Source organism: Pyxidicoccus sp. M6 (genome assembly GCF_055568925.1).
In genome coordinates, this window is sequence record NZ_CM145714.1 from 12,111,589 (window position 1) to 12,136,482 (window position 24,894).

Genomic DNA, 24,894 nt, shown 5'->3' on the forward strand with positions numbered 1-24,894 from the left:
GGGCACATGAAAGGGAGGGCCCACACGCGGCCGTCACGCGGAGGGCCATGCGAGAGCACCGGGCTGGAACGGCACGCGTGGTGCCGTCACGTCCTCACGCGAGAGCGGGAGGTCCGCGCAGGGGGCGGGTGACGAGAGGTGGCTGGTCCGCGAGCCCGCTCCGCGCGGACACCGGCGCCACCGGGTAGCGCACCCAACGGGCGATGGCCGTGTCCGAGGGCTCGCGCCGCATCCGGCTCCAGCGCGGCACCGCGAACGGAGCGGGCGGGAAGCGCCCGCGCGCCGGGCCCCAGCTCGGGTGCGAGGGGACGAGGGATGGCCCGTCTTCGCATGCGGCCCAGGTGTCGAAGCCCGCGCCGTGGAAGCGCAGACACGGCGGCTGTCGCGAGGGGGCAGCGGTGACACCTCGCAGCCCCTGCGTCTCCGTCCCCACTCCGGCGTCGCACGGGACGAGCCACGCCATGGCCGCCTCGGCCTCGCTGGCCGGCGCGACCTCCGCCACCGCGAGCCGGGGCCCAGGCTCCCCAGGCTCCCCAAGCTCCGGAGACGCCCCCGAGAGCAAGCCGCCCCCGAAGACCACCCCCAACGCCACCAGGAGCGCCCCCAGCCAGACGGCGAGCCACGGCCACCGCGCTCCGGCGCCGGACCTCCGCGAGCTGTGGCCGAGAGCACGCATTCTTTCTCCAGTTATTACGCGGCCCTCCAGCGAGTAAAGCCCTCCCGACACCCGCTGTAGGTCCATATCACCCCGTCCCCGGGGACATCCCCCGTGTCCGCTGGAGCACAACGCCCTGCCCCCGGGCCCCACTCCAGCGGCGGCCAGCCAGGGGCCTCGGGTCAACCCACTGCCCCAACCTTCTTTGGGGCCTTACGTTCCCAACGTGCTTTCACGATTCTTGCTCTACGGGTGCACGGGGTGGGTGTTGGAGGTGCTGTTCACGGGCGCCGGCTCGGCCCTTCAGAGAGACCGGAGCGCCACCGCGCGCACCTACCTGTGGATGCACCCCATCTACGGAGGCACGGCCCTGGCGCTGGAGGAGGTCTCCGCCCGGCTCAAGCCCCTGCCCCGCCCCCTGCGCGCCCTGGCCTACACCGCCCTCATCTTCGCGGCGGAGTACGGCACGGGCTGGGCCCTGAAGAAGCTGCTCGGCCGCTGCCCGTGGGACTACTCGCCGCACCGGTGGAGCGTGCACGGCCTCATCCGCCTGGACTACGCGCCTGCCTGGTACCTCACCGCGCTGCTGTTCGAGCCCGTGCGGGACGCCCTGCTCCACGTCACCAGCGAGGCCCTGCGCCACACGCCTGAGTACCGGGAGGCCGAGGCTGCTGGAATATTGCCGGAGGGCGCGCTTCCCGAGGGGACGCCAGAAGAAGCCGGGGTGGTGGCCCGCCGCTTCGAGCACGCGCAGTCCGAGTCCGCCCCCCTGCACTGAGAGCCGGGGCGGCGCGCGTCCGCTGGCCGACTGCTGTCCAACCTGAAGTGGAAGCAGCTTCCGGCTTTTCTTCCTCCGTGTTGCGGCGCGTAGTACCTTCCGTCGCGTCTTCCCTGTCGCTGTCGGGGAAATTCCGCAGCCTCTCCGAAAGTTTCCGCCCCCGTATGTTTGACTGGCTTCACACCCTCTTTTCGCGTGACCTGGCCATCGACCTCGGCACGGCGAATACCCTCATCTACATTCGCGGCCAGGGCATCGTGTCCAACGAGCCCTCCGTGGTGGCCGTGCAACAGGACGCGCGCGGGGGCAAGAAGGTCCTCGCGGTGGGCAAGGAGGCCAAGGAGATGCTCGGGCGTACCCCGGGCAACATCGTGGCCATCCGTCCGATGAAGGACGGCGTCATCGCGGACTTCGAAATCACCGCGGCGATGCTGCGCTACTTCATCCAGAGCGCCCACAACCGCAAGACGCTCGTCAATCCGCGCATCATCATCGGCATCCCCTCCGGCATCACCGAGGTGGAGCGCCGTGCGGTGCGCGAGGCGGCGGCCAACGCGGGCGCCCGCGAGGTCTACCTCATCGAGCAGCCCATGGCCGCGGCCATTGGCGCGGGTCTGCCGGTGACGGAGCCCAGCGGCAACATGATTGTCGACATCGGTGGTGGCACGTCCGACGTCGCGGTCATCAGCCTCGCCGGCATCGTGTTCGCCAAGAGCGTCCGCATCGGCGGCGACAAGCTGGATGAGGCCATCATCCAGTACGTCAAGCGCAAGTACAACCTGCTCATCGGCGAGCGCACGGCCGAGCTCATCAAGATGGGCATCGGCACCGCGTACCCGACGGACGAGGTCATGACCATGGAGATCAAAGGTCGCGACCTGGTGGCCGGCGTGCCGCGCACGCTCACCGTGTCCAGCGACGAGGTCCGCGACGCGCTCGCCGAGCCCGTCAACGGCATCGTCGAGGCGGTGAAGCTCACGCTCGAGCGCACCCCGCCGGAATTGGCCGGTGACATCGCCGACCGCGGCATCGTGCTCGCCGGTGGCGGCGCGCTGCTGAAGAACCTGGACACGCTGCTGCGCGAGGAGACGGGCCTGCCCGTGTTCCTCGCCGAGGACCCGCTGTCCGCGGTGGTGATTGGCGCGGGCAAGGCGCTGGAGTCGCTCGACATCCTCCGCCAGGTCTGCCAGCCGGGCTGACCTCTTCAGCACGGTGCTCACGGCCACGGCGCCGCGCTCTTCCGCGAGACTTCGCGAAGGGCCGGCGCCGTTTGCTTTTCAGCGTCATCCTCGCGGCCGTTTGACAGTCACGCGGGTGGTGGACTGTGGTGGCTCGCATGAGCCCACACTCCCTGCGTCACAGGCTGTCCGGACTTGCCGCCGCCGCGCTGCTGATGGCCTCCCCCGCCCTCGCCGACTGGTCCGCGGATGCGACCACGAAGGTGTCGCCCTCGCCCGGACAGAAGGCGCCTCCGGAGATGAAGGGTCGCCTCTACGGGCGCAAGGGCCAGCTCCGCATGGACACGGAGGTACCGAGCCCTCAGGGCAAGGGCCCGGGAATGACCATGTCGGTGCTGTTCGACTTCGACAAGCGCACCGGCACCACGCTGATGCACGCGCAGAAGATGGCGACGGTGCGCAACCTGGACCAGCTGCCCATGAAGCTCCCCGGCTCCTGCGTGGGGAAGGCGCAGGACTACGACGCGTGCTTCGTGGAGCAGGGCTACAAGAAAACGGGCACCGAGAAGGTGAATGGCCACCCCACCACCGTGTACGAGGGCTCGCCGCCGGGCATCAACGGCAAGCCGACGCGCCAGAAGATGTGGCGGCCCACGGACCTGGCCGACGTCCCCTACGTGCGCGCGCAGACGTTCGGTGACAACGGGCAGGTGACGGAAATCAACCTCACCAACATCCAGCAGGGGAAGCAGCCCGACTCACTCTTCACCGTGCCCGCTGACTACCAGAAGGTGGAGGGCTCCTCGACGATGCCTCCCATGGGCGGCCTCAAGCCCGAGGACCTCCAGGGCAAGACGCCCGAGCAGATTCAGGAGCTGATTCGCCAGCGCATGGGCCAGGGCGCGCCGCCGTCGCAGGGTGGCGGACAGAAGCCCTGAGCCTCGAACGGGCCGCTGCCCGGGAGCGCACACTCGCGGGGCCTCCGCGTTGAGGAGGCCCTCCCTCGTGGGCAACCTTCCGCCATCTGCGGGGGCACTGCGCGCCTTCCGCGCGGCGGGAGGCCCGGCCCATGAACCGAAGAGAGTTCCTCGATGCGACGCTCGCGCTGATGGTGGCCCCAGGCCTCGCCAGCGCGGCGGGCGCGTCGCCGTCCTCGTCCAAGCCGCAGCCCATGCCCCGACGGAAGCTGGGCCGCACCGGGCAGGCGGTGTCCTGCATCGGCCTGGGCGGCTTCCACATCGGCAAGCAGAAGGATGAGGCGGAGAGCCTCCGCCTCATCCGGGGCGCGCTCGACGGAGGCATCACCTTCCTCGACAACTGCTGGGACTACAACGACGGGCAGAGCGAGCTGCGCATGGGCAAGGCGCTGCGCGATGGCTACCGCGCGAAGGCATTCCTGATGACGAAGCTCGACGGCCGCGACAGGAAGACGGCCGCGACGCAGATTGACGAGTCGCTGAAGCGGCTCCAGACGGACCACGTGGACCTGCTCCAACTCCACGAGGTCATCCACGCGAATGACCCGGAGCGCGCCTTCGCGAAGGGCGGCGCCATTGAGGCCATGGTGGAGGCGAAGAAGGCGGGCAAGGCGCGCTTCCTCGGCTTCACGGGGCACAAGTCCCCGGCCCTCCACCTGAAGATGCTGGAGGCGGCGAAGCAGCACGGCTTCCGCTTCGACGCGGTGCAGATGCCGCTCAACGTCATGGACGCGCACTACGACAGCTTCGAGAAGCAGGTGCTGCCGGTGCTCGTGCGCGAGGGCATCGGCGTGCTCGGGATGAAGCCCATGGGGGACCCGTTCATCCTCGACAGCAAGACGGTGTCGGCACCGGAGTGCCTGCGCTACAGCCTGTCGCTGCCGGTGAGCGTGGTGATTACCGGCATCGACTCACAGGAGCGGCTGGAGCAGGCGCTGTCCGTGGCGCGCGGCTTCAAGCCCCTGTCGGAGGCGAAGGTGAAGGCGCTGCTCGCGAAGACGGAGCAGGCCGCGAAGGATGGCGCGTTCGAGAAGTACAAGACGAGCCACCACTTCGACGGCACGGTGCAGAACCCGCAGTGGCTGGGGTAGCGCGCGTCAGGGCAGGCGGTGCTTCGCGTAGAGCCCGTCGCGCCACTCGACGAGGTCCGGGAAGCGCGCGGCGAGCGCCGGGTGGCTCCAGACTTCGCGCGTGCCGGGGCCGATGTCGAGGTAGCGCGCGTCGAGCGGGACCACGAACTGGAGAATCGCCGCCCCTTCGATGTCGGCATAGGTGAAGCCGCCCGCGAGGTAGGGCCGGCCACCGAGCTCGGCGCGGAGCTTCTCGAGAGCGGGGACGACGGTCTGCTGGATGGCGGCGTCCACGTCGGAAGCGGCCTGGTGCTTCCGGGCGATGAAGCGCACGCCCATCCTCGCGGACGGCGCCATCAGCCCCTTGAGGAAGCCGGGGATGAACGCGGGCAGGCTCTCCATCTGAGCCTTCCGGTTCTGGAGCAGCCCCATGAGCACGTGCGCGCGGGCCACCTTGAGGGCGGCGTCGCTCGTCTCCTCCCAGCGGGCGATGAGGTCCGCCGACTCCGGAGGAAAGAGCGGCGCGCCCTGCCCCGTGGCTTCCGCGCGCTTCGCGATGTTGAAGGAGCCGGTGATGGCGCCGCCCTCGTCGAGCATCATGGGGACGGAGGGGTGCACGCCCTTCGGCGTGCGCCATCGCAGCAGGGGCTCGCCCATCAGCGGCGTGTGCTCGCGGTAGCGGTAGGAGACCCGATGGTGGTCCAACGCCCAGAGGGCCTTCTCCGTCCACCCCGAGTACCGCAGTCCATAGATTGTGCGCATACGGCCTGGGACAGTACGCCGTCAGGCCTCCCGCCCCAAGCCCGCGTCACGCCCGCACCACGGTGACACGCCGTCCGGACGGCGTCTGGGATGGAGCGGCCCGGGTGCGCTCGGCGATGGGCGGCTGTCCACTGCGCCGGTCGAAGATGACCAGCCATCCCGTGTCGAGCCCCAGGCTCGCGAGGTACCCATCGAGCTGTGCCAGCCCCTCGTCCAGCGGGTCCTTCTCGCCGTCACGCCAGACCTTGAGCTCCATGGCGAGCGTGTCCGGTCCGTAGCGCAGGCACAGGTCCATGCGCCCCGTGCCCACCGCATACTCGCGCTCCAGCGTGCCACCGCCATTGGCCACCCGGTGCAGGAAGGCCATGAGCACCAGGTGCGGCGCAATCTCGTGGTAGTGCGCGGTGCCCAGCAGCGGCTGGCCGTGCTGACGCCAGAACGCGAGGAACGCCTCCATGAGACGCTCCATGTCCAGGCGGCCATCGGCGCGACGCCAGGGCGTGGAGGTCTGCGGCGGGAGCGAGGCCACCGCCGTGCTGGAGAGCACGCGAGGGATGACCTCCCGGTAGATGGGGTTGGCCACTTCCAGCCCGCCCCCCGGTCCCATGCGCACCAACCCCAGGTCCTGCACGAAGCGCAGGTCATCCTCGGGCACGTCCCCCAGTGCGAGGCCGGCGAGCATGGGCTCCAGGATGCGACGCACCCGGGGCTCGCGCAGGCGCTCGGCGAGGCTGTCCAGGTGCGTCTCTCGCCGTTCGATGAGGACCTTCTTCGCCTGCTCGATGTCGGCGCGACGCACGGGCTGGGAGATGTCGGTGACGAACTCCTCGACCGCCACCTTCGCCAGCGCATTGACGAGCCAGGGCTGCCCTTGCGTCAGCTCGAAGGCGAGTGCGAGTGCGTCGGACTCGAAGCGCTGACCGGTGTCCTCCGTGTGCTGGGTGTAGAGCTCGGCCACCTCCTCCGCGGTGAAGTTGCGCAGGGTGAGGGAGCGGACCTTGATGTTGAAGGGGCTCGCGGTGCCCAGGCGGTCCTCGTCCCCGGTGGCTATCTTGTAGTCACGCACGTCTCGCAAGCCAATGAGTGCCAAGGACACGGGGAAGCCCGAGGGACGGTTGCGGTAGCCGCTGCGAAGCTGGCGCAGCACCGAGACGAGCACCTCGTCACGGAGCGCGTCAATTTCGTCGAGGAAGACGACCAGGGGCCGTGGAGCGGCCTGGGCCCATGACGTGAGCGCGGAGCCGATGCGCCGGCCCGGAGGTGCCTCCGGAAACCGAGGGGGACGCAGCCCCTCCGCGAGCTGAGTGTCCGTGGCACTCTTCCAATCGTCGAGGATGGCGAGTTCGGCGGCGCCGATGTCGGTAGGGAAGGCGCTCCCTACCTCCATGGAAACGAGGGCGGCCACATGCTGGCCCCCGGCAGTGAGCTCCTGCGCGAGCGACAACAGGGCAGTCGTCTTCCCCACCTGCCGGGGGGCATGCACCACGAAGTAGGTCTTCTGCTCGATGAGCCGCTGCACTTCGGGCAGGCGCCGCAAGGCTGGCAGCATGTAGTGGTCCGCGGGGTCACACGGACCCGCGGTGTTGAACCAACGAGGCATGGGTAGAAGCTACTACCACCACTCCGGCGGCCTGGCCTCGTTGGGAGGGCACGATTGCCAGGAAGCCGGCGTCACCCTCCACAGAGCCCGCAGTCCAGCAGGCAGTCGCGGTAGCTCACACCCAGGCCACAGGACTCGGTGGGCTGGCACTTGCCGTCACCACACTGGAAGACGTCCGCCGCCCGCATCCGCGTGGTGAGCGCCCGGTACCGGACTCCATCGTGGTAGCAGTAGCCGTAGTAGGGGCTCAGCAGGCGCAAGTCACAATTCAGCTCGCAGTTCCCCACGGGCTCTATCGGCGGGCAGTTGTCCTCCATCTGGAACGGCCCCGGAGAGAGCGCGCACTCGCGCAGCGAGCTCTTGCGTCCCGACAGCAGCCCCTGGTCGCTGCCCACGTACACCCCCTGTCCCGTGAAGAGGTTGCCGAAGAAACAGGCCTCGTGCTCGGGGAACGCCATCACCTCCGTGAAGGGCGTGGGAATGGGCTGCCCCCGGCTGTTCTCTCCCAGCACCGAGATGGCCATGGAGATGCCCCGCTTGTTGGTGTGCGCCGCCAGGCACGCCGACACCACCTGCTGCTCCGCCGTGGTGGCCTTCTGCCCCTGCGCCCAGTCCGGCGCGAGCCCCAGCAACCCGTACCACTTATACATCCGCCCATTGCGCGGGTCCGTGTAGCTGCGCACCTGCCCCACCGGCACCGCGCAGCGCACGATGTACCGCATCACCATGTCCGCGAGCGCCGCATTGCTCTGGAACCACGTGCCGAACTGCGCCGACGACAGGCCATTGAACGACAGTCCATTGAATGACAGTCCATTGAACGACAGTCCATTCGCCGACAGCCCGTTGAACGACAAGCCATTGAATGACAGTCCGTTCGCCGACTCCATTTCCTGCTCGACGGAGGCCACTGCATCTGCCGCGTCAGGCTCTTCCACCGGCCCACAACCCACTCCGGCCGCCAGCAACGCCACCGCGAACAGACCCTGCATGTGTCTGGACCGCATGCGCTCCCCCATCGTGAATCGTTGACGTCCGGGGACCTTCAGGTCGCGCTGCCGTGTCGAACGGTGCCGTCCCCTTGAAGGCTTTTCGCACCAGCCCTTGAAAGAGGTTCGTGAACCCCGACCACCGTGCAGGTCAGCGTCGGGAGCGGGACAGCGAGGGCGTGGGGAAACCGACGCTCACGTGTCGTACCACTAGTACCGCCGCCGCATTTCCCCCGAGCTCCGGCCGGTGGCACCACTGCCCACCGGCCGGGAGGGACTTCGCGTCAGCGGTAGTACGGCGAGACAGCCGCGGAGATGCGCGCCAGCAGGTCCTCCGTCTGCAGCCGCTCGTCACCGCTCAGCGACGGGAGCTGCGCGGTGAGCGTGCCCTGCGCCTCGCGTAGCAGCGAGTAGGAGGCCAGCGTCTGCTGCGTCTTCAGGATGTCCACCATGACACGGCGGGAGGTGTAGCCGCGCACGCCGTCCGAGTTGAGCAGGATGTTCTTCACGTCCGCGAGCACCAGCGGCAACAGGGCGGACGAGTTGGGCGGGTTGGCGGTGAAGAGACCTCGGTCCGCCGCCGGGTCCAGGTACAGGCGCGACAGCAGGCGCCGCGCCACCTCATCCGCGCGGGAGGCGTAGCGCGCCGGAGCGCCCGCGGGAATCCGCAGCGGAGGCCGCACCTGGGCCAGGGCGAGCTGGTACGCCCGGGCCTGCGTCTGCGCGTCGCCCGCGCGGACGAACTGCAGCACGGGGTTCACGTAGGAGCTGACGTACGTCTTGAGCCGGTCCAGGTCGAACGGCGCGTACATCATCTCCGTGAGGAACGAGTGCAGCTCGGGCGCGTACCACTTCCCCAGCGGGTCATCGAAGCGGTCGTGCTGGTTGCAGAACGGGTCGACGCGCAAGTCCTGGTCCGTACAGAACGGGAGCGTGGGCAGCTCCGAGGACAGCCCATACAGGTAGCGCACCGCCTCCACATCGTAGGGCCCGGGGTTCTCGCCATACTCGGCGTCCGCGGCGTCGGGGTAGTCCATCACCGACGTGGAGCGCAGCGTCGAAGGCCCACCGTCGTACACGAGCGAGCCCGCGAAGTTGTGGCGCAGGCCCAGCGTGTGGCCAAGCTCGTGCAGCACCACGTTGGTGAGGCGCGCCTCCACCCGCTGCTTCCGCGTCTCCGGCGCGAGTCCCTCCATCCCGGCCAGCGCGCCTCCCCTGGGCAGCGCCAGGTCGCACAGCGGGCGGGCCTGCATGCCGCCCCAGGTCATGCGCAGGGACTGGGGCGACAGGGCGCTCCCCTTGCCCGTGAGGCCGCTCACCTCGTCGGGAGGGGTCTCCAGGTCCGCCAGCCACAGCCACATCGTGGGCAGGTAGACGCTGGCGCCGCGAATCTCATCGGTGTTGGGGTTGGTACGCCAGTTGGCGAAGGCGAAGAGAGCTTGCTCGTCCGTGTCGAAGATGAGGACGTTCTTGTCGTCGTCCGCGAAGCTCTGCGTGTCGTTCGCGACGACGGCCTCCAGCACCTTGAAGCCGAACACCTGGTTCCAGTTCTCGATGCCGCGCTTCACCGCGCCCACCACGTCGTACTGCTGGAAGCGCGGGTCGCTCTGCACCGTGAGGATGCTGGGGGTGATGTACCAGCGGATGGGCTTCATGCCCGGGTGGATGTTCCACTTCGCCGGCGCCTGCTCGGTGAGCCCGCCCTGGTTGGGGACGTAGCGCTCGTCGCCGAGGAAGTAATAGTCCACCTCCGGGCGCGGGGTGGGCGTGAAGCCCGGGCTCGCGCTGTACTTGCGCAGGGCGATGGAGAGCGTGCCGGAGCTGCGGTACGGGTTGTTCTCCAGGAAGTGGTGCGCGAGGTCATCCGGCACGTCCATGTAGCCGGTGTAGACCTGCTCGAAGGAGATGCCGTCCGTCAGGGTGCGGAAGCGCTGCGCGAAGCTCAGCTCCACCTGGAACTGGATGCGGCTGGCGCCGAGCAAGTCCCCCACCACACCGAAGTGGTTGAGGCCCGCCGTGGGGTCGATGAGCACGTACTGGTCCGAGCCGCGCATGCGGTTGAACGGGCCGTAGTCGGTGACGATGGGGTACGCCTCCACCAGCACGTCCGGGTCGAACACGTCGCTCACCGCGAGGCCATCACGCACGTCCAGGACGAAGAGCTTCCCGTTCTGCTCCTTGAAGCTCACCACGCGCGTGCCCAGTGAGGTCGCCGCGCTGTAGAGCACGGCGCCCGGGTGGGCCTGCTTGAGGTACGCGGACATGAACCACTTCTGTGAAAGCTCACTGCGGCGGATGGCCAGGTAGAAGCTGGTGCCGGAGTCGTCCACGACGCCCTGGAGCCGCTGCTGCGCTTCCTGCTTCCGGGCCTCGCTCACCGCGCGCGGAACGGCCACGAAGGCCGAGTCCAGCGAGATGGGCAGCCCGTCGGCGGGGGCCTCCGTCACTTCCGGCGTGGGCTCGGAGCTGCCGCAGCCGGTGCTCAGCGACAGGGCCAGGGCCGCGGCGCCCAGCCACGCGCGGCGCAAGGGGACTCGACTTCTCGACATGGATGCCTCCAAGGTGCGGGACACGCGAAATGCGCGGCCCGGCAGTGGAGGAACGGCGTCTTTTTCCGAGCTTCCCTTCCGAGGCCTCTCGCCACCGGATGGCATCCGCCAGGCAATGACTCCAGCCAGGCACCGATATGCCTTCAGCGGGAGCGCGTTGCACCGCGCCCACGGCGTCGTGCTGGCGCAGCTCCTGCGCGGGCACCCGGGAGCCTCGCGCCCGGGTGCCGCCGCGCGGTGACGCTCAGTCCATCAACTGCTGCGCGAGGTACACGTGGTGCAGCGCCCAGCGGCGCGCGTTGAGCAGCGGGTCCGCGTCGTTGGAATGGCCGCCGTCGGTGTTCTCGTAATACAGGTACGGCAGCCCCAGGGCCTCCAGCCGGGCCGCGAACTTGCGCGCATGGCCCGGGTGGACGCGGTCATCCTTCGTGTTCGTGGTGATGTACGGCTTGGGGTAGCGCACGCCCGGCTGGACGTTCTGGTAGGCGGAGTACTTCGCGAGGAACGCAGCGTCGCCTGGCACCTCCGGGTTGCCGTACTCGCCCACCCACGACGCTCCGGCCGGCAGCTTGTGGTAGCGCAACATGTCGATGAGCGGGCTCTCGATGACGGCCGCGTTGAAGAGCTCCGGGTGCTGCGTCATGGCCACGCTGGTGAGCACGCCACCGTTGGAGCGCCCGTAGATGCCCATGCGGCGCGGCGAGCTGAGCTTCCGCTTGATGCTGTCCTCCAGCACCGCCGCGAAGTCGTCGAACGCGCGCTGGCGGTGCTCGCGCAGCGCGGCCTGGTGCCAGCGCGGGCCGAACTCGCCGCCGCCCCGGATGTTGGCGACGACGTAGGCGCCGCCGCGCTCCAGCCAGAGCTTCCCCACCTCGGGCTGGTACACGGGCGTCTTGGATACCTGGAAGCCGCCGTAGCCGTGCACCAGCGTGGGCGTGCTGCCATCCAGCTTCGCCGTCTTCGGGCGCACCACGAAGTAGGGAATCCGCGTGCCGTCCTTCGACACCGCCTGGTACTGGTCCACCCGGTGCGTGGACGCGTTGAAGCGCGCCGGCAGCGACTTCACCTTCTTCACCGACGGCGCCGTCGCGTCCCCCAGCCACAGCGCCGTGGGCTCGAGGAAGCCTTGAGACTTCACGAAGAAGCGGTCATGCGCTGACGACGTGGTGGTGATTCCGACGGACGCGTTCTTCGGCAGCTCCAGCCGCGTCCGCGTCCAGCGGTCCTTGATGGGGTTGTAGACGTCGATGAAGCCCTTCACGTCCTCGTACAGGTTGACCAGCAGCCGCTGCTGCGTCGCGGACACGCCGTCGATGGACTGGCGCGGACCGGGCTGCAGAATCAGCCGGGGCTTCGCCGACGCGGAGTCCTTCTGCAGCTCCGCGAGGTCATAGGAGAGCAGCGCGCCCTGCTTGAAGCGCCCCCAGTCCTCCTCGAGCGTGAAGACGACCTGGCCCACCACGAAGGCGTGGTAGGACGCCTTCCCCGGCAGGGGCACGCGCGTGGGGACCTTGTCGCCGAGCAGGTAGAACTCGGACTCGAAGAACGTCACGCCGCGGTTGACGAGCACGCCCCGGAGCTGGCCCTCGGAGTCCCGCAGCAGGGTGGCCGAGGACTGCACGTCCGTGCGCTCACCTCGGAACACCTCCTGTGCCTCCGACAGCGGCGTGCCGCGCTTCCAGCGCTTGAGCACGAAGGGGTAACCGGACTCGGTGAGCGTGTCGCCGCCCCAGTCTCGGCCCACCAGCAGCGTGTCCGCGTCCAGCCAGTCCGCGGACTGCTTGCCCTCCGGAAGCTGGAAGCCTCCTTCCACGAACTTCCCAGAGGCCGCGTCGAACTCGCGCAGCGTCACCGCGTCCTTGCCGCCATCCGACAGCCGCAGCATGCACCGCTGGTCCACGGGTGGGAGGCAGTCACTGCCCTTCCATATCCAGTGGATGCCCTCGGCCTTGGACAGCGCGTCCAAATCCAGCACCGTCGTCCACTCGGGGGCGGGGCTCGCGTAGCTATCGAACGAGGTGTGCCTCCACACGCCGTGCGGGTTCTTCGCGTCCTGCCAGAAGTTGTCCACGCCGCCCGCGCGCAGGTCGGGGGTGGGGATGCGGTCGGTGGCGGTGAGGAAGGCGAGCGCCTCCTGGTGGAAGGCCTCGAAGCGCGGGTCCTTCTCCAGCACGGCCAGGGTCTTCGCGTTCTGCGCCTTCACCCACTCCAGCGCCCGCTTCCCCTGCACCTCCTCCAGCCAGAGGAAGGGGTCCTCCTCCGCCAGGGCCGCGGGGGCGGCCAGCAACCCGGTCAGCATCGACGCGATGAACACCCTGTGCATGTCCTCATCTCCCATTGCCGGAGGCGGGCCCCAACAGCCCACGGAGTCCGCCATTCCCACGGCGTGACGCCTCGCCAGCGCCTCGGGAGTCTCGTCCGCACGGCCCCACCCCACCAGCCGCGCGCGGTGCGGCGCGGCGCGACGCCCATCACCGTCGCGCGAAGAATGACTGTGCTTGCAACGTGCGGCCCCTGGGTCCATGGTCCGCCGCCAGTACGCCCATGAGCTTCTCGCCGCCCGTCACGTCTCCCTCGAATGTCCTCTCCGTCCTCCGCGAGCGCGGCTACGCCGTCCTGAGTCGCGCGGGCCTGTCCGAGTTGGTGCACACGCCCGGCTCCGAGCTCGACGCGCTGCTGCCGACGTGGAACGACCTGCCGCTCGACGGCTACCTGAGGGACGGCGGGCGCTACCGCTCGCGCAGACACTCGTGCTTCGTCGTCGACGGAGCCTCCATCTCCCAGGTGCCGCACCGCGCGCACTGGCAGCCCGTCGAGTACAACGCGCTGCACGGTGGGCTGGAGCGCTGGTTCGAGCCGGTCTCTCCGGCCGTCATCGCCCAGCCCGCGTGGTCCAACCTGCTGCGTGAATTGGGCGCGTGCTGCTCGGCGCTGAAGGGAAAGCAGCCCTGGTACGTGGAGGCGCACCAGTTCCGCATCGACACGACGGACGGCATCGGCCGGCCGACGCCCGAGGGCGCGCACCGCGACGGCGTGGACTTCGTCGCCGTGCTGCTCACCGGACGCGAGGGCATCAAGGGCGGCGAGACGCGCGTGTTCGAGGCCGCCGGCCCCAACGGCATCCGCTTCACGCTCACCGAACCCTGGTCCGCGCTGCTGCTCGATGACGAGCGCGTGATTCACGAGAGCACGCCGATTCAGCCGCTGGATGCCAAGGGGCATCGCGACACGCTCGTGCTCACCTTCCGCGCGAAGAGCTTCCAGGGGCCTTGAGCGACTGGGGCGGCCGTTCGCATAGACTCTCCCGTCCATGCGAAGCCGGCTTCTCTCTCAATGGAGCGCCCTCCGCGAGGCGCATCGGGCGCTGCCGCTCCTCCTGCGCCTGCACGTCTTCGTCCTCTTCATCAGTGTCCTGACCATCGCGACGGGGATGCTGTTCTCCCTGCCCCCGGGGCCGCTGTGTGACGAGGGAATGGTCCTCTTCATGGAAGGGGGCTGCGACTGGGGCGAGAGCAACGTCTTCTTCTTCGAGAAGCTCAACCTCCTCTTCGCGGCGAACCTCGCCTTCGCCCTCTGCCTGCGCAGGCGGGAAGCCCCGCTGCGGGCGTGGCTGCCGCACCTCGCCGTGCTCTGCACCCTGGGCTGGTTGATGCGCGATGGCGGCCGCTGTGACACCTACTACGGACACCCCAACGGCAGTGAGGGGCAGATGGTGCTGGAGCTGGCGGCCTTCTCGACGCTGGGAATCGCGCTCCTCCGCCCGCTCGCGCCCCGCCCGCGCCTCATCCAGGTGCTCGCGGGCGCCGGATGGAATGCGGCGTATGTCGGCGTCTTCTACCTGTGGCTGAGCGTCACGGACCACTGGACCTGGACGCACACGGCGCTCATCTGTCTCACGCTGCTCGCGGCGGCGCTGCCCGTGCTGCTGCTTGCGCCTTCCACGGAACAAGCGGGGAACACGAAGCACACACTCGCCACCGCGGGCCGTGGTCGCCCTGGGGCTGGCGCAGACGGAGTAGGGCACCCTAGCGAGGTGGCGAGACGTAGCGGGCGAGGGACTCCGGGCGGGCCTCCTCCGTCCACCCCTGGCTGGCGATGAGCTCCTCCAGGCTGAGCTGGAACTGGCGTGCATCGCGGTAGCGCGCGTCCGGCGCCAGGGCCAGCGCCTTCGACACCACGAGGTCCACGGCCGGCGACACGGGCGTGAGCGAGGACGGCGGCGGAGGCTTGCACTGAATCACCGCCTGCAGCGACTCCAGCTCCGTCTCTCGTTGGAAGGGATTCACGCCGGTGAGCAGCTCGTAGAGCACCCTCCCGGTGGAGAAGAGGTCCGCGCGGGCATCCGACACGGCCTTGTGCGCGAGCTGCTCCGGCGCCAGGGTGGCGATGGGGTCCTTCAGCACGCCGGCCGTGGTCATGTCCATCGCCTGCAGGAGGCGCTGCCGGCGCCCGAAGCCCACCAGCTTCACCGCGCCGTCCTGGCCGATGAGGATGTTCTCCAGCGAGATGCTCTGGTGTGACAGCTCCGACGGGCGGCCATGCTCATCCGTACCGCCGTGCGCATGAGCCAGCCCCGCGCAGATGCGGGCCGCGATGTGGAGCGCCAGCGCGGGAGACAGCGGCCGTCCCCGGCTCCGGGCCCGCTGCGCCACCGCGTCGAGCCGCTCGCCGGGGACGTACTCCATGACGATGTATGGGTAGCCCTCGTGCTCCCCGCACTCGTGCACGCGGGCGATGTTGGGATGGAGGAGGCGCAGGGTGCGCCGCGCCTCGGCCATCAACAGCTCCACGAGGTCCGCGTCCTCGCTCACGTAGGGCAGGTAGCGCTTGAGGGCCACGCTCCCCGGGACGGGTCCGCGCGCCAGCCACACCTCCGCGTAGGTGCTCGACGAGAGCAGGCTGTGCAGCGCGTACCGGCCGAAGGGCCTTGGCCGCTCCTCCGTCACCGGACCGGCTCCGCGGCGACACCGTTGCGGTGGGTCCGCCGCCACGCCGTGGGGCTGGTGCCCCGCTCGCGGGCGAAGGCGCGGGCGAAGGCCGACTCGCTGTCGTAGCCCACGCGCGCGGCGATGGTCTTCACCGGTGTATCCGTCGTCACCAGCAGCGTCGCGGCCCGGTCGATGCGCAGGCGGCGGAGGTAGTGGCCCAGCGGCTCGCCCAGGAGCGCCGTCGTCCGCTCCGCCAGCACCGAGCGGGACACGCCCACGCGCGCCGCGAGCGCCCCCAGCTCCCAGTCCTCCTCGGGACGCGCGCGGGCCTGCACCAGCGCGGCAACGACTGCCTCATCGCGCACGGCATCCGCGCCGGGTAGGGACGCGCTCGCGTCGCGCAGCGAGTGCGCGAAGAGGGCATGGGCCCACGTCGTCGCGATTTCCTGCCGCAGCGAAGCGGACAGCTCATGCGCCCCGGCGAGCAGCGACATCGTCTCCCGCAGCCACCGGCCGAGGCCGTTCTCTTCCCCGGACACCACGACCAGCGGCGACAGCAGGTCGAGCCACGGCGCATCCCGCGTGTCGAGCTCGAAGTCGACGATGACGAGGCGCGCGCCGGGCTCCTTCGTGTTCGCCCATGCATTCGCGGACACCTGACGCATGCCCTCGCAGGCGCTGCCGCCGCGCGCGACGTGCGTCGTCGGGGCGTCCCGGACGACGTGCGACTCGTTGCGAGGCAGGAAGGCCAGCTCGCCCGCGCGCAGTTGGACGCGCTGCCGGGGCAATTCCAGCACCCCCTCGCCGCCAAGCGTCGCGTACAGGCGAGCCCTGCCGGGCTCCTGCGCCCGGTGCTTGCCCCATCGCCCCGAGAGCTCCAGGTGGGTGATGGCACTGCCACGCACGGCCAGGGAGCGGGACAGCTCATCGAACGCGGACATCATGGACGGAAGGTAACACCGGCCCCGGCTCCTGGCTTGGCCGGACGCGCGGAACGGCACTGCGGACGCCCTGCACAGCCGACCTTCCTACTCTCCCCTCACACGCAAGGCGCCTCCACGGCGCCGCGAAACCCGAGAGGAAACAGCCATGTCGCATGACTCCAAGCCCCGGAATGCCCAGGAAGCCCTCGACGCGCACCTCGCGCTGATTGGAACCGACATCGAGCGCTGGCTCACGCTCTTCGCCGACGACGCCACGGTGGAGTTCCCCTACGCCACCGGCACCAGCCTGCCGCCCCGGCTCGTGGGCAAGGAAGCAATCCGGGAATACTTCTCCCGCGCGCCGGAGGTGTTCAAGGACCTCACCTTCAGCAACGTGCGCCGGTACAGCACCGGCGACGCGGACCTCGCCATCGGAGAGGCCCACGGCACGGCGACGATTGCGACGACGTCGAAGCCGTACGCGCAGGACTACGTCTTCTTCGTCCACGTCCGCGACGGGCGCATCGTGCGCTACCGCGAGTACTGGAACCCGCTCGCCGCCTTCGAGTCCTTCGGCGGCACGGCCCACGTGGCCCAGAGCATGGGGGTGAAGTGATGCGGGTGCTCGTCCTCGGAGGAACGGGGCAGACGGGAGCACTCGTGGCCCGGGGCCTGCGCGAGCGCGGCGTCCAGGTGCGCACCGCGAGCCGGAGCCCGGGTAGCGGAGACCACGCGGTGTTCGACTGGGAGCGCCCCGAGACGCACGACGCGGCCCTGCGCGACGTCGACGCCGTGTACCTCCTGGCGCCCGCCGTGAGCGGGGACCCGTCCCACGTGATGGTGCCGTTCATCGACCGGGCCATCGCGCGGGGCGTGCGGAGCTTCGTCCTGCTGAGCTCGTCGGCCATCGAGGAGGGACCTACGGGGCTCGGCGCCGTGCACGCCGCACTGCGGGCCCGGGCGCCCGGGTGGACGGTGCTGCGCCCCTCGTGGTTCATGCAGAACTTCTTCGACTCGCGGCACCACCTCGCGCAGGGGCTCGCGAGGAACGGCCGGATGGTCACTGCCACGGGACAGGGGCGCGTAGGCTTCATCGACGTCGCGGACATCGCCGCCGTCGCCGTCGAGGCACTGCTGACGCCCCTCAACGCGGCCCCGGTGCTCACGGGCCCCGAGGCGCTCTCGTACGACGACGTCGCGGCCCTCCTGTCCGGGGCGCTGGGCCGACGCATCGAGCACCATGCGGTCTCCGTCGAGGAGTCCCGCGCCGCCATGGCCGCCGCCGGCATTCCCGACGCGTACGCGGCGCTGCTGGCTGGCATGGAGGGCGCGATTGCCGGCGGCACCGAGGACCGCACCACGGACGCCGTGCTCCGAATCACCGGCCGACGGCCCCGCGCGCTCCGAGAGGTCATCGCGGGCGTCGCGGCCGAAGCCCACCCTGGCGAACGCCGGGCAGGTGGGGCATGACGGAGGCGTGACGACCACCGAAAGAGTGTCCCTCATCGAGAACGTGCGCGGCGTGCTCATCGCGCTCGTGGTCATGGGGCACTCCCTGGAGCCGCTCCTCGCCCGCGAGTCGCTTGCGCGCGCTCTCTACACGGCCATCTACCTGTTCCACATCCCCGCCTTCGCGTTCCTCTCCGGGCACCTGTCGCGCGCGGAGTGGAGCCGGAAGGCGCTGGCCAACATCGCGTGGTCGCTGCTCGCGCCGCTCGTCATCTTCCAGGCGCTGTACGTGGCGTTCGACGCGTGGGTGCTGGGCCGGGGCCTGAGCCGCGTCTGGCTGGTGCAGCCGTACTGGCTGCTCTGGTTCCTGTGGAGCCTCGCGTGCTGGCGGCTCGTGCTGCCCCTCATCCGCCGCCTGCCCGCCCCCTTCGTGGTGTCTGTCATTGTCGCCCTCGGCGCGGGCCTGCTGCCGTGGGTGGGCTACCTCTTCGGCCTCTCGCGAACGCTGGTGTTCCTCCCCTGCTTCGTCGCGGGACACCTCGTCCGGCGCGAATGGTTGTTACAGAACAGCCCCCGGCACCGCGGGGCCGCCGGGGCCCTTTTCATCGCGCTGGGAATCTTCGTCTGGCTGATGGCCACCGGGCACGTCGCCTCGCCGAACCCACAATGGCTGTATGGCAGTGCCAGCTATTCCGCGCTCGGGGCGACACCAATCACTGGCATGACGACACGGCTCGCGCTCCTCGGCTGCTCGCTCGCCGTCACCTGGGCTGTCTTCATGCTGTGTCCCCGTAACACCGGCCTCCTCACGGGCCTGGGGGGACGCAGCCTGGCGCCATTCCTGCTGCACGGCTTCGTGGTGCGCGGTGTCGACAAGGCCGGTGGCTTCGCGTTGCTGTCTGGGATTCCTGGGGTTCTGATTTCATTTATCGGAGGCGCGGTGCTCGCGCTGCTGCTCGCGCACCCGCTCGTCGTGGGACTCACGCGTCCACTGTGGGAGCCGAAAAGGCTCTTCGGACGGGTGTGAGGGATTGCGGTCCCCAAGGACCCGCCCGTTGCGCGTTTATAGTGATGCCGGGTCTCCGGTGCGCAGAGCGTCCCGCTTCCCCCAAGCGTGAGGTGTCGCATGAGTCCTTCCTCCTCCAAGGATGTATCCCCCCGTCACGCCATCGTGTGCGGGAGCAGCATGGCCGGCCTGCTGACCGCGGGGCTGCTCGCGCGGCGCTTCGAGCGCGTCACGGTGGTGGAGCGCGATGGCCTGGAGAACACTCCCACCGTGCGCAAGGGCGTCCCGCAGGGCACGCAGACGCACGTGGTGCTCAAGCGCGGAATGGACATCGCCGCGGCCATCTTCCCCGGGCTCCTGGATGACCTGCAGGGCCATGGCGCCCAGGCGTTGGATATGACATTGGACGGCGCCTGGCACGTGGCCGGCGTGTGGCGCAAGCGCGTGCCCAGCGACGTCACCCTGTACTCGATGACGCGCCCGCTCTTCGAGTGGCGCGTGCGCGCGATGCTCGCAGCGCTGCCCAACGTGCGCATCCTGGACCGGCATGACATCACGGGCTTCCTGCACGTCGCCGCCGGTACGCGCATCACCGGCCTGAAGGTCCGCGCGCACGGGAGCACCGAGGAGACACGGCTGGAGGCGGACCTGGTGGTGGACGCCAGCGGCCGAGGGAGCCGGACGCCGCAGTGGCTGGAGGCCCTCGGCTACCCGCGCGTGGAGGAGTCGCGCATCCAGATTGATGTCGGCTACACCACGCGCCTGTATCGGATTCCCCAGGGCTTCGACCCGGGGTGGAAGTCCCTCATCATCTCCGCGGAGCTGCCCACCCACCGCTTCGGCAACCTCCTCCCCGTCGAGAACAACCGGTGGACGGTGACACTGAGCGGCTGGCTCAAGGACTACCCGCCCACGGACGAGGAGGGCTTCCTCGCGTATGCGCGCTCGCTGGCGCAGCCCCACATTCATGAGGTGCTGAAGAACGCCGAGCCGGCGGGGCCGCTCCACAGCTATCGCTTCTCCCATAGTCAGTGGCGCCACTTCGAGCGGCTGCCCCGTGTCCCCGAGGGGCTGGTGGTGGTGGGCGACGCGTTCTGCTCCTTCAACCCCATCTACGGCCAGGGCATCACCTCCAGCGCCTTGCAGGTGGAGGCGCTGGGAGAGTGTCTGCGCGACGGCCTCCATGGCTTGTCGCGCCGCTACTTCGCGCGCGCCGGAAGTCTGCTGAAGGTGCCGTGGGCGCTGTCCACCACCGAGGACTTCCGCCTGCCCGCGCTCGCGGACCTGCGGTCCTTCGCGAGCAGCGTCCTGCACTGGTATGGCGAGCGGTTCCAGCGGCTGACGGCGGTGGATGACGCGGCGGTGCGCACCTTCTCGGAGGTGATGCACATGCTCCGGCCGCCCGAGGCCATCTTCTCTCCGGGCCTGGTCTGGAAGGCCCTGACGCGGCGGCCCGTGTCCACGGAGCTGCCCCGCCGTCCGGAGGCGATGCCCGTGTCCGTCTCCCAGGCGGCCTAGGGTCGACGTGCTCAGGCTCGCAGCGCGTCGAGGATGGACAGGCGCGCGGCGCGCAGCGCGGGCAGCAGGCCGCCGAGGAGCCCCATCAGCGTGCCGAACAGCAGCGCGCCCACGACGATGCCGGGCGTGGGCGTGAAGCCGAAGCTCACCTCGGCGAACGTCTGGAAGTTCAGCGTGCGGATGTGAATCCACCGCGTGGCCAGCGCTCCCAATGCGCCGAGCACTCCGCCCGCGGCGCCCAGCATGGAGGACTCCACCACCACGCTGGCCAGCACGCTGCGCCGCCTGAAGCCCACCGCGCGCAGCATGCCCAGCTCGGCGATGCGCGTCGCCACCTGGGCGTACATCGTAATCATCGCCCCCAATACGGCGCCCAGGCTGAAGACGAAGGACACGAAGAGGCCCAGCACGCGGATGAAGGTGGCGAGCCCGCTGGCCTGCGCCGCCCAGTACTCGCGCTCCGGCTTCGCCTCCAGCGTGAAGCGCGGGTCCGCTTCCACGCGCCTCACGAAGGCGTCCACCTGCGCGGGCGAGCGCAGCCGCACCAGCGCGGAGCTGAACCCGTCGCGCCCGAAGGCCGTCCCCAGGCGCGTGGCGTCTCCCCATAGCTCGGACTCGAAGGCGCCGCCGCGCGCCTCGAAGACGCCCACCACCGGCCAGCGCTGCTGGGCGAAGCGCAGCTCCCCTCCCGACGTGGCGTCCTGGGACGAGCCGACGAGCGCGCGTCCCAGCACCACCTCATTGGTGCCCGGCCGGGGCTTGCGTCCGGAGACGAGCCGCACCTCCGGCCGTGCCGTGAAGCTCTCCACGCCGATGCCCCGCGCGGTGGTGTTCACCGCCTGCATCTCCCCGCGCGGCAGCGCCACCAGCACCACCAGCTCGCCGGACACCAGCGGCGCGCCGTCCGGCCCGGACGCCACCGCCGGGTCCGTGGAGAGGATGCGCACCGCGTCCCGCTCCACGCCGCTCACCAGCTCGCTGGTGGCGCCCTTGCGCAGAATCACCGCGTTGGACGCGTCGCCTCCCGAGGCGAGCGCGGACTCGATGCCGTTGGCCAGCATCAGCACCGAGGAGAAGACGAACACCACCAGCCCGAGGCCCACCACCGTGAGGCCGGTGGACAGCCGCCGCGCCCAGAGGCTGCGCGCGTTGTAGAAGAGCGGCACCATGGCTCAGGCCACCTTCCTCAGGCCTTCCGCCACGGGCAGCCGCACCGCGCGCAGGGCGGGCCCCACTCCCGCCAGCAGCGACACCGCCACCGCCGCGAGCGCGGAGAAGACGAGCGTGCGCCCCCGCATCACGTTGTCCGGTATCTGCCCGAACTGCGAGGCAATGAGCTTCGCGAAGCCATTCACCAGCGACGGCGCGGCCAGCACGCCCAGCGCCGCGGCCGCGAAGCCGATGACGGAGGACTCGGCCAGCACCAGCGCCACCACCGTGCTCGGGCGGAAGCCCATGGCGCGCAGGGTGGCGATGTCGCGCGTGCGCTCGCGCACGCCCATGGCCAGCGTGTTGCCGATGACGAGCAGGATGATGAGCAGGATGACGGTGGACACCACCTTCACCGCCGTGAGGATGGCGGACGACATGGCCACGAAGCCGAGCTGGAAGGCCTTCTCGCTCTCCGTCTTCGTCGGGTACGGGCTGTTGTCGAACATGCCGTCGATGGCCGCCGCCACCTGCGCCGAGCGCGCCGGGTCATCCACGCGCACCGCGTAGATGCCGGCCATGTCCTTCATCGCCTTGGGGAGCTTCTCGCTCTCGTTGATGCAGCGGTAGGCGAACACCAGCGCGGTGGTGTCCGCGCCGGGACGCGTGCCGGTGTAGATGCCTCGCACGTTGAAGGTCCAGTCACCGGGGTATATCTGCCCCTTGAGCGTCACCCGGTCTCCGGGCTTCCAGCCGAAGCGCCGGGCCAGCTTCTCGCCGATGAGCGCGCCGCACGGGTCGCCGCGGAAGGCGGCGAGCTCCGCGGGCGTGGTGGCGTACTCGGGGAAGACCTCGAGGAAGGAGTTGGGGTCGATGGCGAAGTTGGCGAAGAAGTCCTTCTGCGTCTCGCCCAGCGTGCCGCCGAACCACTCCTGGTGCGTGACGGCGGTGACGCCGGGCAGCGCGGCGATGCGCGCGTAGTACGACAGGGGCAGCGGCTGCGTAATCGACACCTTGTTGCGGACGATGAGCCGGTCCACCTGCGCCGCCTGCGCGCCGAAGTAGAAGATGTCGATGACGGTGCGCAGGAAGATGAAGGCCGTCACGCCCACCGCGCCCGCGAGGATGGTGAGCGTCAGGCGCAGCGGGTTGCGCAGCAAATCCCTGCACGCGAGCCGCACGTAGTTCAATGCAGCACCCCCTTCTCCAGTTGGTGCACGCGGCCCGCGCGCTCCGCGGCATGCGGGTCGTGCGTCACCATGACCAGCGTCTTGTGCAAGTCCCGGTGGAGCACGCCGAAGAGGTCCAGCACGGCCTCGGCCGCCTTGCGGTCCAAATCCCCGGTGGGCTCGTCCGCGATGATGAGGTCCGGGTCGGTGACGATGGCGCGGGCGATGGCCACGCGCTGCTGCTCGCCGCCGGACATCTGTGGCGGGCGGTGACTCACGCGGTGGGACAGGCCCACCAAATCCAACGCGGCGCTGACGTGCCGGCGCCGCTCGTTGCGCGACAGCGGCGTGAGGAGCAGCGGGAGCTCCACGTTCTCCGCCGCGGTGAGCACGGGGATGAGGTTGTAGAGCTGGAAGACGAAGCCCACGTGGGCGGCGCGCCAGTCGCTCAGCTCGCGGTCGTCCAGCTCCGCGAGGTTGCGGCCCGCCACCTCGACGATGCCCGTGGTGGGCCTGTCCAGGCCGGAGATGAGGTTGAGCAGCGTGGACTTGCCGGAGCCGGACGGGCCCATGAAGGCCTCGAAGGCGCCGGTGTCGATGGTCAGGTCCACCGCCTCCAGCACGGGCACCTCCACGGTGCCGCGCCGGTACGTCTTGGACACGCCCTCCAGGCGGACCATGGGGGGCAGGGCTGTCACGGCATCCAGGCTCATCCGCTCCCCGCCTCCACCTTCACACGCCGGCCCTCGCGCAGGCGCTTCGTGTCCGGAGCCACCACCACCTGCGTGCCCGCGGGCGGCCCCTCCTCCAGCGAGACCTCCTCCCCCACGCGCTGGCCCACGCGCACCGGCTGCTTCACCACACGGCCGTCCTGGACCATCCACACCACGGGACGGCCGCCGTCCTGCACCACCGCGCTGGAGGGGACGCGCGGGGGATGGGCCTTCGGGTCCAGCGCGTCGGGTGGCAGCGGCTCGCGGAGGAAGGACACCTTGGCGCCCATGTCCGGCAGCGCGCCCCGGGGCACGGATTGGAAGCGGACCATCACCGTGGCGGTGGCCTTGGAGCGGTCGATGGCGGGGCGCACCGTGGACACGCTCGCGGGGAAGGCGCTGTCGGGGAAGGCGTCCAGGAAGATGAGCGCGGGCTGCCCCTCCCGGATACGGGAGAGCTGCTCCTCGCTGACCTCGGCCTCGACTTCCAGCGCGTCCAGGTCCACCAGCTCGATGATGCCGCCCAGGTTGGTGCCGGCGAGCGCGGCCGGCGCGAGCACCGCTCCCTCGTCCGCGAGCTTGCGTGCCACCGTGCCGTCGAAGGGCGCGCGCACCACGGTGTGGGTGAGTTGTAGGCGTGCACTCTCGCGGGCGCGGATGGCGACGCCGAGCTGGGCGTTGGCGGCGTTGAGCTCCTCCTGGGCGGCGCTGCCCGCGGTCTCCACGTCCAGGAGCTCGGCGCTGGGGATGACGCCCTGCTTCGCCAGCCTCTGGGTCCGCTCGGTGGTGCGCAGCGCGTTCTGCGCCTGGGCGCGCGCGGCGGCGAGACGGGCCTTCGCGGCGAGGACTTCCGCCTCGGCGCGGCTCAGGATGACGCGCGCGTCCCGGTCATCCAGGCGGGCAATCACCTGCCCCTCCTTCACGGACTCGCCCTCCTCCACGGTGACGTCGATGAGCCGGCCCGGCACCTGCGGTGCGATGACGGAGCGGCGCCGCGAGTCGACATAGCCGGCGGCGGACAGCTCGGTCTGCTGCTCTCCCGGAAGTGGCTCGCGCACCTCCGCCACGCGCACGGTGGGCGCGCGGCGGGAGACGGAGACGCCCACCAGCACGAGCACGGCGAGCAGCAATACCGAGGGGATGAGCCAGCGGCGCAGCCGGCGGTGTCGCTTGAGCGGTGCGGCGGAGCGGTCGATGCGAAGTGCGCTCAGTGGTGTCTGTGCCTGTGCCTCGGCCACGGATTCCTCCCGCGCGGTTGCTCCGGGCGCTCGGGAATGAATGTAGGAAGGCGTAAAGCACGATGCCCTGTTGGCGGGGGACGCCTTCCCTGGCCTCTGGAGGAGGACGGGGCGCTTCCATGGTGGCTCGCCGCGACGGGGTTGCACCCGCGACGCGGCTCACACGCGAGCAGCGGCGACCGGGATGCACCGGTACCGCTGACGATGGGTACGCTCCCGGCGCCTCGCGGGGGCACCCCGGTT

General features: G+C 70.0%; 22 protein-coding genes. 10 read left to right on the top strand and 12 right to left on the bottom strand.

From position 1 onward, the window contains the following. Positions 1–94 precede the first annotated feature (94 nt). A complete protein-coding gene (locus tag ACVTJA_RS47700) occupies positions 95–676 on the bottom strand; it encodes a hypothetical protein (protein WP_465830933.1) in 582 nt (193 codons plus the stop codon). A 205-nt stretch (positions 677–881) separates the two neighbouring features. Here ACVTJA_RS47700 and ACVTJA_RS47705 point away from each other — a divergent pair, with 205 nt between their 5' ends. The 4 genes from ACVTJA_RS47705 (at position 882) to ACVTJA_RS47720 (ending at position 4,679) form a co-directional block, all read left to right on the top strand. Beyond that, positions 882–1,433, top strand: coding sequence for a putative ABC transporter permease (locus ACVTJA_RS47705; RefSeq protein WP_465830934.1), 552 nt, complete (start codon positions 882–884; stop codon positions 1,431–1,433). 164 nt (positions 1,434–1,597) lie between these two features. Beyond that, the gene (locus ACVTJA_RS47710) at positions 1,598–2,632 is read left to right on the top strand and encodes a rod shape-determining protein (RefSeq protein WP_011556714.1); all 1,035 of its coding nucleotides are present in this window, start codon (positions 1,598–1,600) and stop codon (positions 2,630–2,632) included. 137 nt (positions 2,633–2,769) lie between these two features. Beyond that, on the top strand, positions 2,770–3,549 hold the full coding sequence (locus ACVTJA_RS47715) for a LolA family protein (RefSeq protein WP_465830936.1): 780 nt from the start codon (positions 2,770–2,772) through the stop codon (positions 3,547–3,549). A gap of 131 nt (positions 3,550–3,680) precedes the next feature. Beyond that, complete coding sequence (locus ACVTJA_RS47720) at positions 3,681–4,679, top strand: aldo/keto reductase (protein ID WP_465830938.1); 999 nt, start codon at positions 3,681–3,683, stop codon at positions 4,677–4,679. A 6-nt stretch (positions 4,680–4,685) separates the two neighbouring features. Here the strand turns inward: ACVTJA_RS47720 and ACVTJA_RS47725 are convergent, their stop codons facing one another. From ACVTJA_RS47725 to ACVTJA_RS47745, 5 genes are all read right to left on the bottom strand, one after another. After that, a complete protein-coding gene (locus ACVTJA_RS47725; RefSeq protein ID WP_465830939.1) occupies positions 4,686–5,420 on the bottom strand; it encodes a glutathione S-transferase family protein in 735 nt (244 codons plus the stop codon). Between the two features lie 46 nt (positions 5,421–5,466). After that, on the bottom strand, positions 5,467–7,020 hold the full coding sequence (locus tag ACVTJA_RS47730) for a hypothetical protein (protein ID WP_465830940.1): 1,554 nt from the start codon (positions 7,018–7,020) through the stop codon (positions 5,467–5,469). 71 nt (positions 7,021–7,091) lie between these two features. Then, the gene (locus ACVTJA_RS47735) at positions 7,092–8,027 is read right to left on the bottom strand and encodes a hypothetical protein (protein ID WP_465830941.1); all 936 of its coding nucleotides are present in this window, start codon (positions 8,025–8,027) and stop codon (positions 7,092–7,094) included. A gap of 266 nt (positions 8,028–8,293) precedes the next feature. Continuing rightward, positions 8,294–10,558 carry a zinc-dependent metalloprotease gene (locus tag ACVTJA_RS47740; RefSeq protein ID WP_465830943.1) on the bottom strand — a complete coding sequence of 755 codons (2,265 nt, stop codon included), beginning with the start codon at positions 10,556–10,558 and terminating at the stop codon, positions 8,294–8,296. 244 nt (positions 10,559–10,802) lie between these two features. Continuing rightward, on the bottom strand, positions 10,803–12,881 hold the full coding sequence (locus tag ACVTJA_RS47745; protein WP_465830944.1) for a prolyl oligopeptidase family serine peptidase: 2,079 nt from the start codon (positions 12,879–12,881) through the stop codon (positions 10,803–10,805). Positions 12,882–13,102: 221 nt separating this feature from the next. Here ACVTJA_RS47745 and ACVTJA_RS47750 point away from each other — a divergent pair, with 221 nt between their 5' ends. Both ACVTJA_RS47750 and ACVTJA_RS47755 read left to right on the top strand, forming a co-directional pair. Beyond that, positions 13,103–13,831: a 2OG-Fe dioxygenase family protein gene (locus ACVTJA_RS47750; protein ID WP_465830946.1), complete on the top strand. Its 729-nt coding sequence runs from the start codon at positions 13,103–13,105 to the stop codon at positions 13,829–13,831. A gap of 37 nt (positions 13,832–13,868) precedes the next feature. Continuing rightward, the gene (locus ACVTJA_RS47755) at positions 13,869–14,657 is read left to right on the top strand and encodes a hypothetical protein (RefSeq protein WP_465830948.1); all 789 of its coding nucleotides are present in this window, start codon (positions 13,869–13,871) and stop codon (positions 14,655–14,657) included. Here ACVTJA_RS47755 and ACVTJA_RS47760 read toward each other — a convergent pair. Then, positions 14,584–15,504 carry a serine/threonine-protein kinase gene (locus ACVTJA_RS47760; protein ID WP_465830950.1) on the bottom strand — a complete coding sequence of 307 codons (921 nt, stop codon included), beginning with the start codon at positions 15,502–15,504 and terminating at the stop codon, positions 14,584–14,586. The two genes, ACVTJA_RS47755 and ACVTJA_RS47760, sit on opposite strands and share 74 nt — an antisense overlap. Beyond that, positions 15,501–16,430 carry a helix-turn-helix domain-containing protein gene (locus ACVTJA_RS47765; RefSeq protein WP_465830951.1) on the bottom strand — a complete coding sequence of 310 codons (930 nt, stop codon included), beginning with the start codon at positions 16,428–16,430 and terminating at the stop codon, positions 15,501–15,503. The genes ACVTJA_RS47760 and ACVTJA_RS47765 overlap by 4 nt, the downstream gene beginning before the upstream one ends. 145 nt (positions 16,431–16,575) lie before the next feature. On the opposite strand from ACVTJA_RS47765, the gene ACVTJA_RS47770 reads away from it, so the two are divergent. From ACVTJA_RS47770 to ACVTJA_RS47785, 4 genes are all read left to right on the top strand, one after another. After that, a complete protein-coding gene (locus ACVTJA_RS47770) occupies positions 16,576–17,025 on the top strand; it encodes a nuclear transport factor 2 family protein (RefSeq protein ID WP_465830953.1) in 450 nt (149 codons plus the stop codon). Continuing rightward, positions 17,025–17,879 carry an NAD(P)H-binding protein gene (locus ACVTJA_RS47775; protein ID WP_465830954.1) on the top strand — a complete coding sequence of 285 codons (855 nt, stop codon included), beginning with the start codon at positions 17,025–17,027 and terminating at the stop codon, positions 17,877–17,879. Before ACVTJA_RS47770 ends, ACVTJA_RS47775 begins: the two co-directional genes overlap by 1 nt. Before the next feature lie 7 nt (positions 17,880–17,886). Beyond that, positions 17,887–18,885 (top strand): acyltransferase family protein, encoded by a 999-nt coding sequence (locus ACVTJA_RS47780; RefSeq protein ID WP_465830956.1) that lies wholly within the window; start codon positions 17,887–17,889, stop codon positions 18,883–18,885. Positions 18,886–19,044: 159 nt separating this feature from the next. Beyond that, positions 19,045–20,382 (top strand): FAD-dependent oxidoreductase, encoded by a 1,338-nt coding sequence (locus ACVTJA_RS47785; protein WP_465830958.1) that lies wholly within the window; start codon positions 19,045–19,047, stop codon positions 20,380–20,382. Between the two features lie 11 nt (positions 20,383–20,393). Here ACVTJA_RS47785 and ACVTJA_RS47790 read toward each other — a convergent pair whose 3' ends face one another. The 4 genes from ACVTJA_RS47790 to ACVTJA_RS47805 are packed head-to-tail and all read right to left on the bottom strand — an operon-like array spanning position 20,394 to position 24,651. Then, the gene (locus ACVTJA_RS47790) at positions 20,394–21,551 is read right to left on the bottom strand and encodes an ABC transporter permease (RefSeq protein WP_465830960.1); all 1,158 of its coding nucleotides are present in this window, start codon (positions 21,549–21,551) and stop codon (positions 20,394–20,396) included. A gap of 3 nt (positions 21,552–21,554) precedes the next feature. Next, positions 21,555–22,712 (bottom strand): ABC transporter permease, encoded by a 1,158-nt coding sequence (locus ACVTJA_RS47795; protein WP_465840702.1) that lies wholly within the window; start codon positions 22,710–22,712, stop codon positions 21,555–21,557. Between the two features lie 5 nt (positions 22,713–22,717). Next, a complete protein-coding gene (locus tag ACVTJA_RS47800; protein WP_465830962.1) occupies positions 22,718–23,413 on the bottom strand; it encodes an ABC transporter ATP-binding protein in 696 nt (231 codons plus the stop codon). Next, entirely contained in the window at positions 23,410–24,651 is a 1,242-nt protein-coding gene (locus ACVTJA_RS47805) for an efflux RND transporter periplasmic adaptor subunit (RefSeq protein ID WP_465830964.1), read from the bottom strand. The genes ACVTJA_RS47800 and ACVTJA_RS47805 overlap by 4 nt, the downstream gene beginning before the upstream one ends. Between the last annotated feature and the right edge of the window lie 243 nt (positions 24,652–24,894).

Coding starts and splice junctions, on each gene's coding strand:
- ACVTJA_RS47700 (WP_465830933.1), bottom strand. CDS start 676: ATGCGTGCTCTCGGCCACAGCTCGCGGAGGTCCGGCGCCGGAGCGCGG.
- ACVTJA_RS47710 (WP_011556714.1), top strand. CDS start 1,598: ATGTTTGACTGGCTTCACACCCTCTTTTCGCGTGACCTGGCCATCGAC.
- ACVTJA_RS47715 (WP_465830936.1), top strand. CDS start 2,770: ATGAGCCCACACTCCCTGCGTCACAGGCTGTCCGGACTTGCCGCCGCC.
- ACVTJA_RS47720 (WP_465830938.1), top strand. CDS start 3,681: ATGAACCGAAGAGAGTTCCTCGATGCGACGCTCGCGCTGATGGTGGCC.
- ACVTJA_RS47725 (WP_465830939.1), bottom strand. CDS start 5,420: ATGCGCACAATCTATGGACTGCGGTACTCGGGGTGGACGGAGAAGGCC.
- ACVTJA_RS47730 (WP_465830940.1), bottom strand. CDS start 7,020: ATGCCTCGTTGGTTCAACACCGCGGGTCCGTGTGACCCCGCGGACCAC.
- ACVTJA_RS47735 (WP_465830941.1), bottom strand. CDS start 8,027: ATGCGGTCCAGACACATGCAGGGTCTGTTCGCGGTGGCGTTGCTGGCG.
- ACVTJA_RS47740 (WP_465830943.1), bottom strand. CDS start 10,558: ATGTCGAGAAGTCGAGTCCCCTTGCGCCGCGCGTGGCTGGGCGCCGCG.
- ACVTJA_RS47745 (WP_465830944.1), bottom strand. CDS start 12,881: ATGCACAGGGTGTTCATCGCGTCGATGCTGACCGGGTTGCTGGCCGCC.
- ACVTJA_RS47750 (WP_465830946.1), top strand. CDS start 13,103: ATGAGCTTCTCGCCGCCCGTCACGTCTCCCTCGAATGTCCTCTCCGTC.
- ACVTJA_RS47755 (WP_465830948.1), top strand. CDS start 13,869: ATGCGAAGCCGGCTTCTCTCTCAATGGAGCGCCCTCCGCGAGGCGCAT.
- ACVTJA_RS47765 (WP_465830951.1), bottom strand. CDS start 16,430: ATGATGTCCGCGTTCGATGAGCTGTCCCGCTCCCTGGCCGTGCGTGGC.
- ACVTJA_RS47770 (WP_465830953.1), top strand. CDS start 16,576: ATGTCGCATGACTCCAAGCCCCGGAATGCCCAGGAAGCCCTCGACGCG.
- ACVTJA_RS47775 (WP_465830954.1), top strand. CDS start 17,025: ATGCGGGTGCTCGTCCTCGGAGGAACGGGGCAGACGGGAGCACTCGTG.
- ACVTJA_RS47785 (WP_465830958.1), top strand. CDS start 19,045: ATGGCCGGCCTGCTGACCGCGGGGCTGCTCGCGCGGCGCTTCGAGCGC.
- ACVTJA_RS47790 (WP_465830960.1), bottom strand. CDS start 21,551: ATGGTGCCGCTCTTCTACAACGCGCGCAGCCTCTGGGCGCGGCGGCTG.
- ACVTJA_RS47800 (WP_465830962.1), bottom strand. CDS start 23,413: ATGAGCCTGGATGCCGTGACAGCCCTGCCCCCCATGGTCCGCCTGGAG.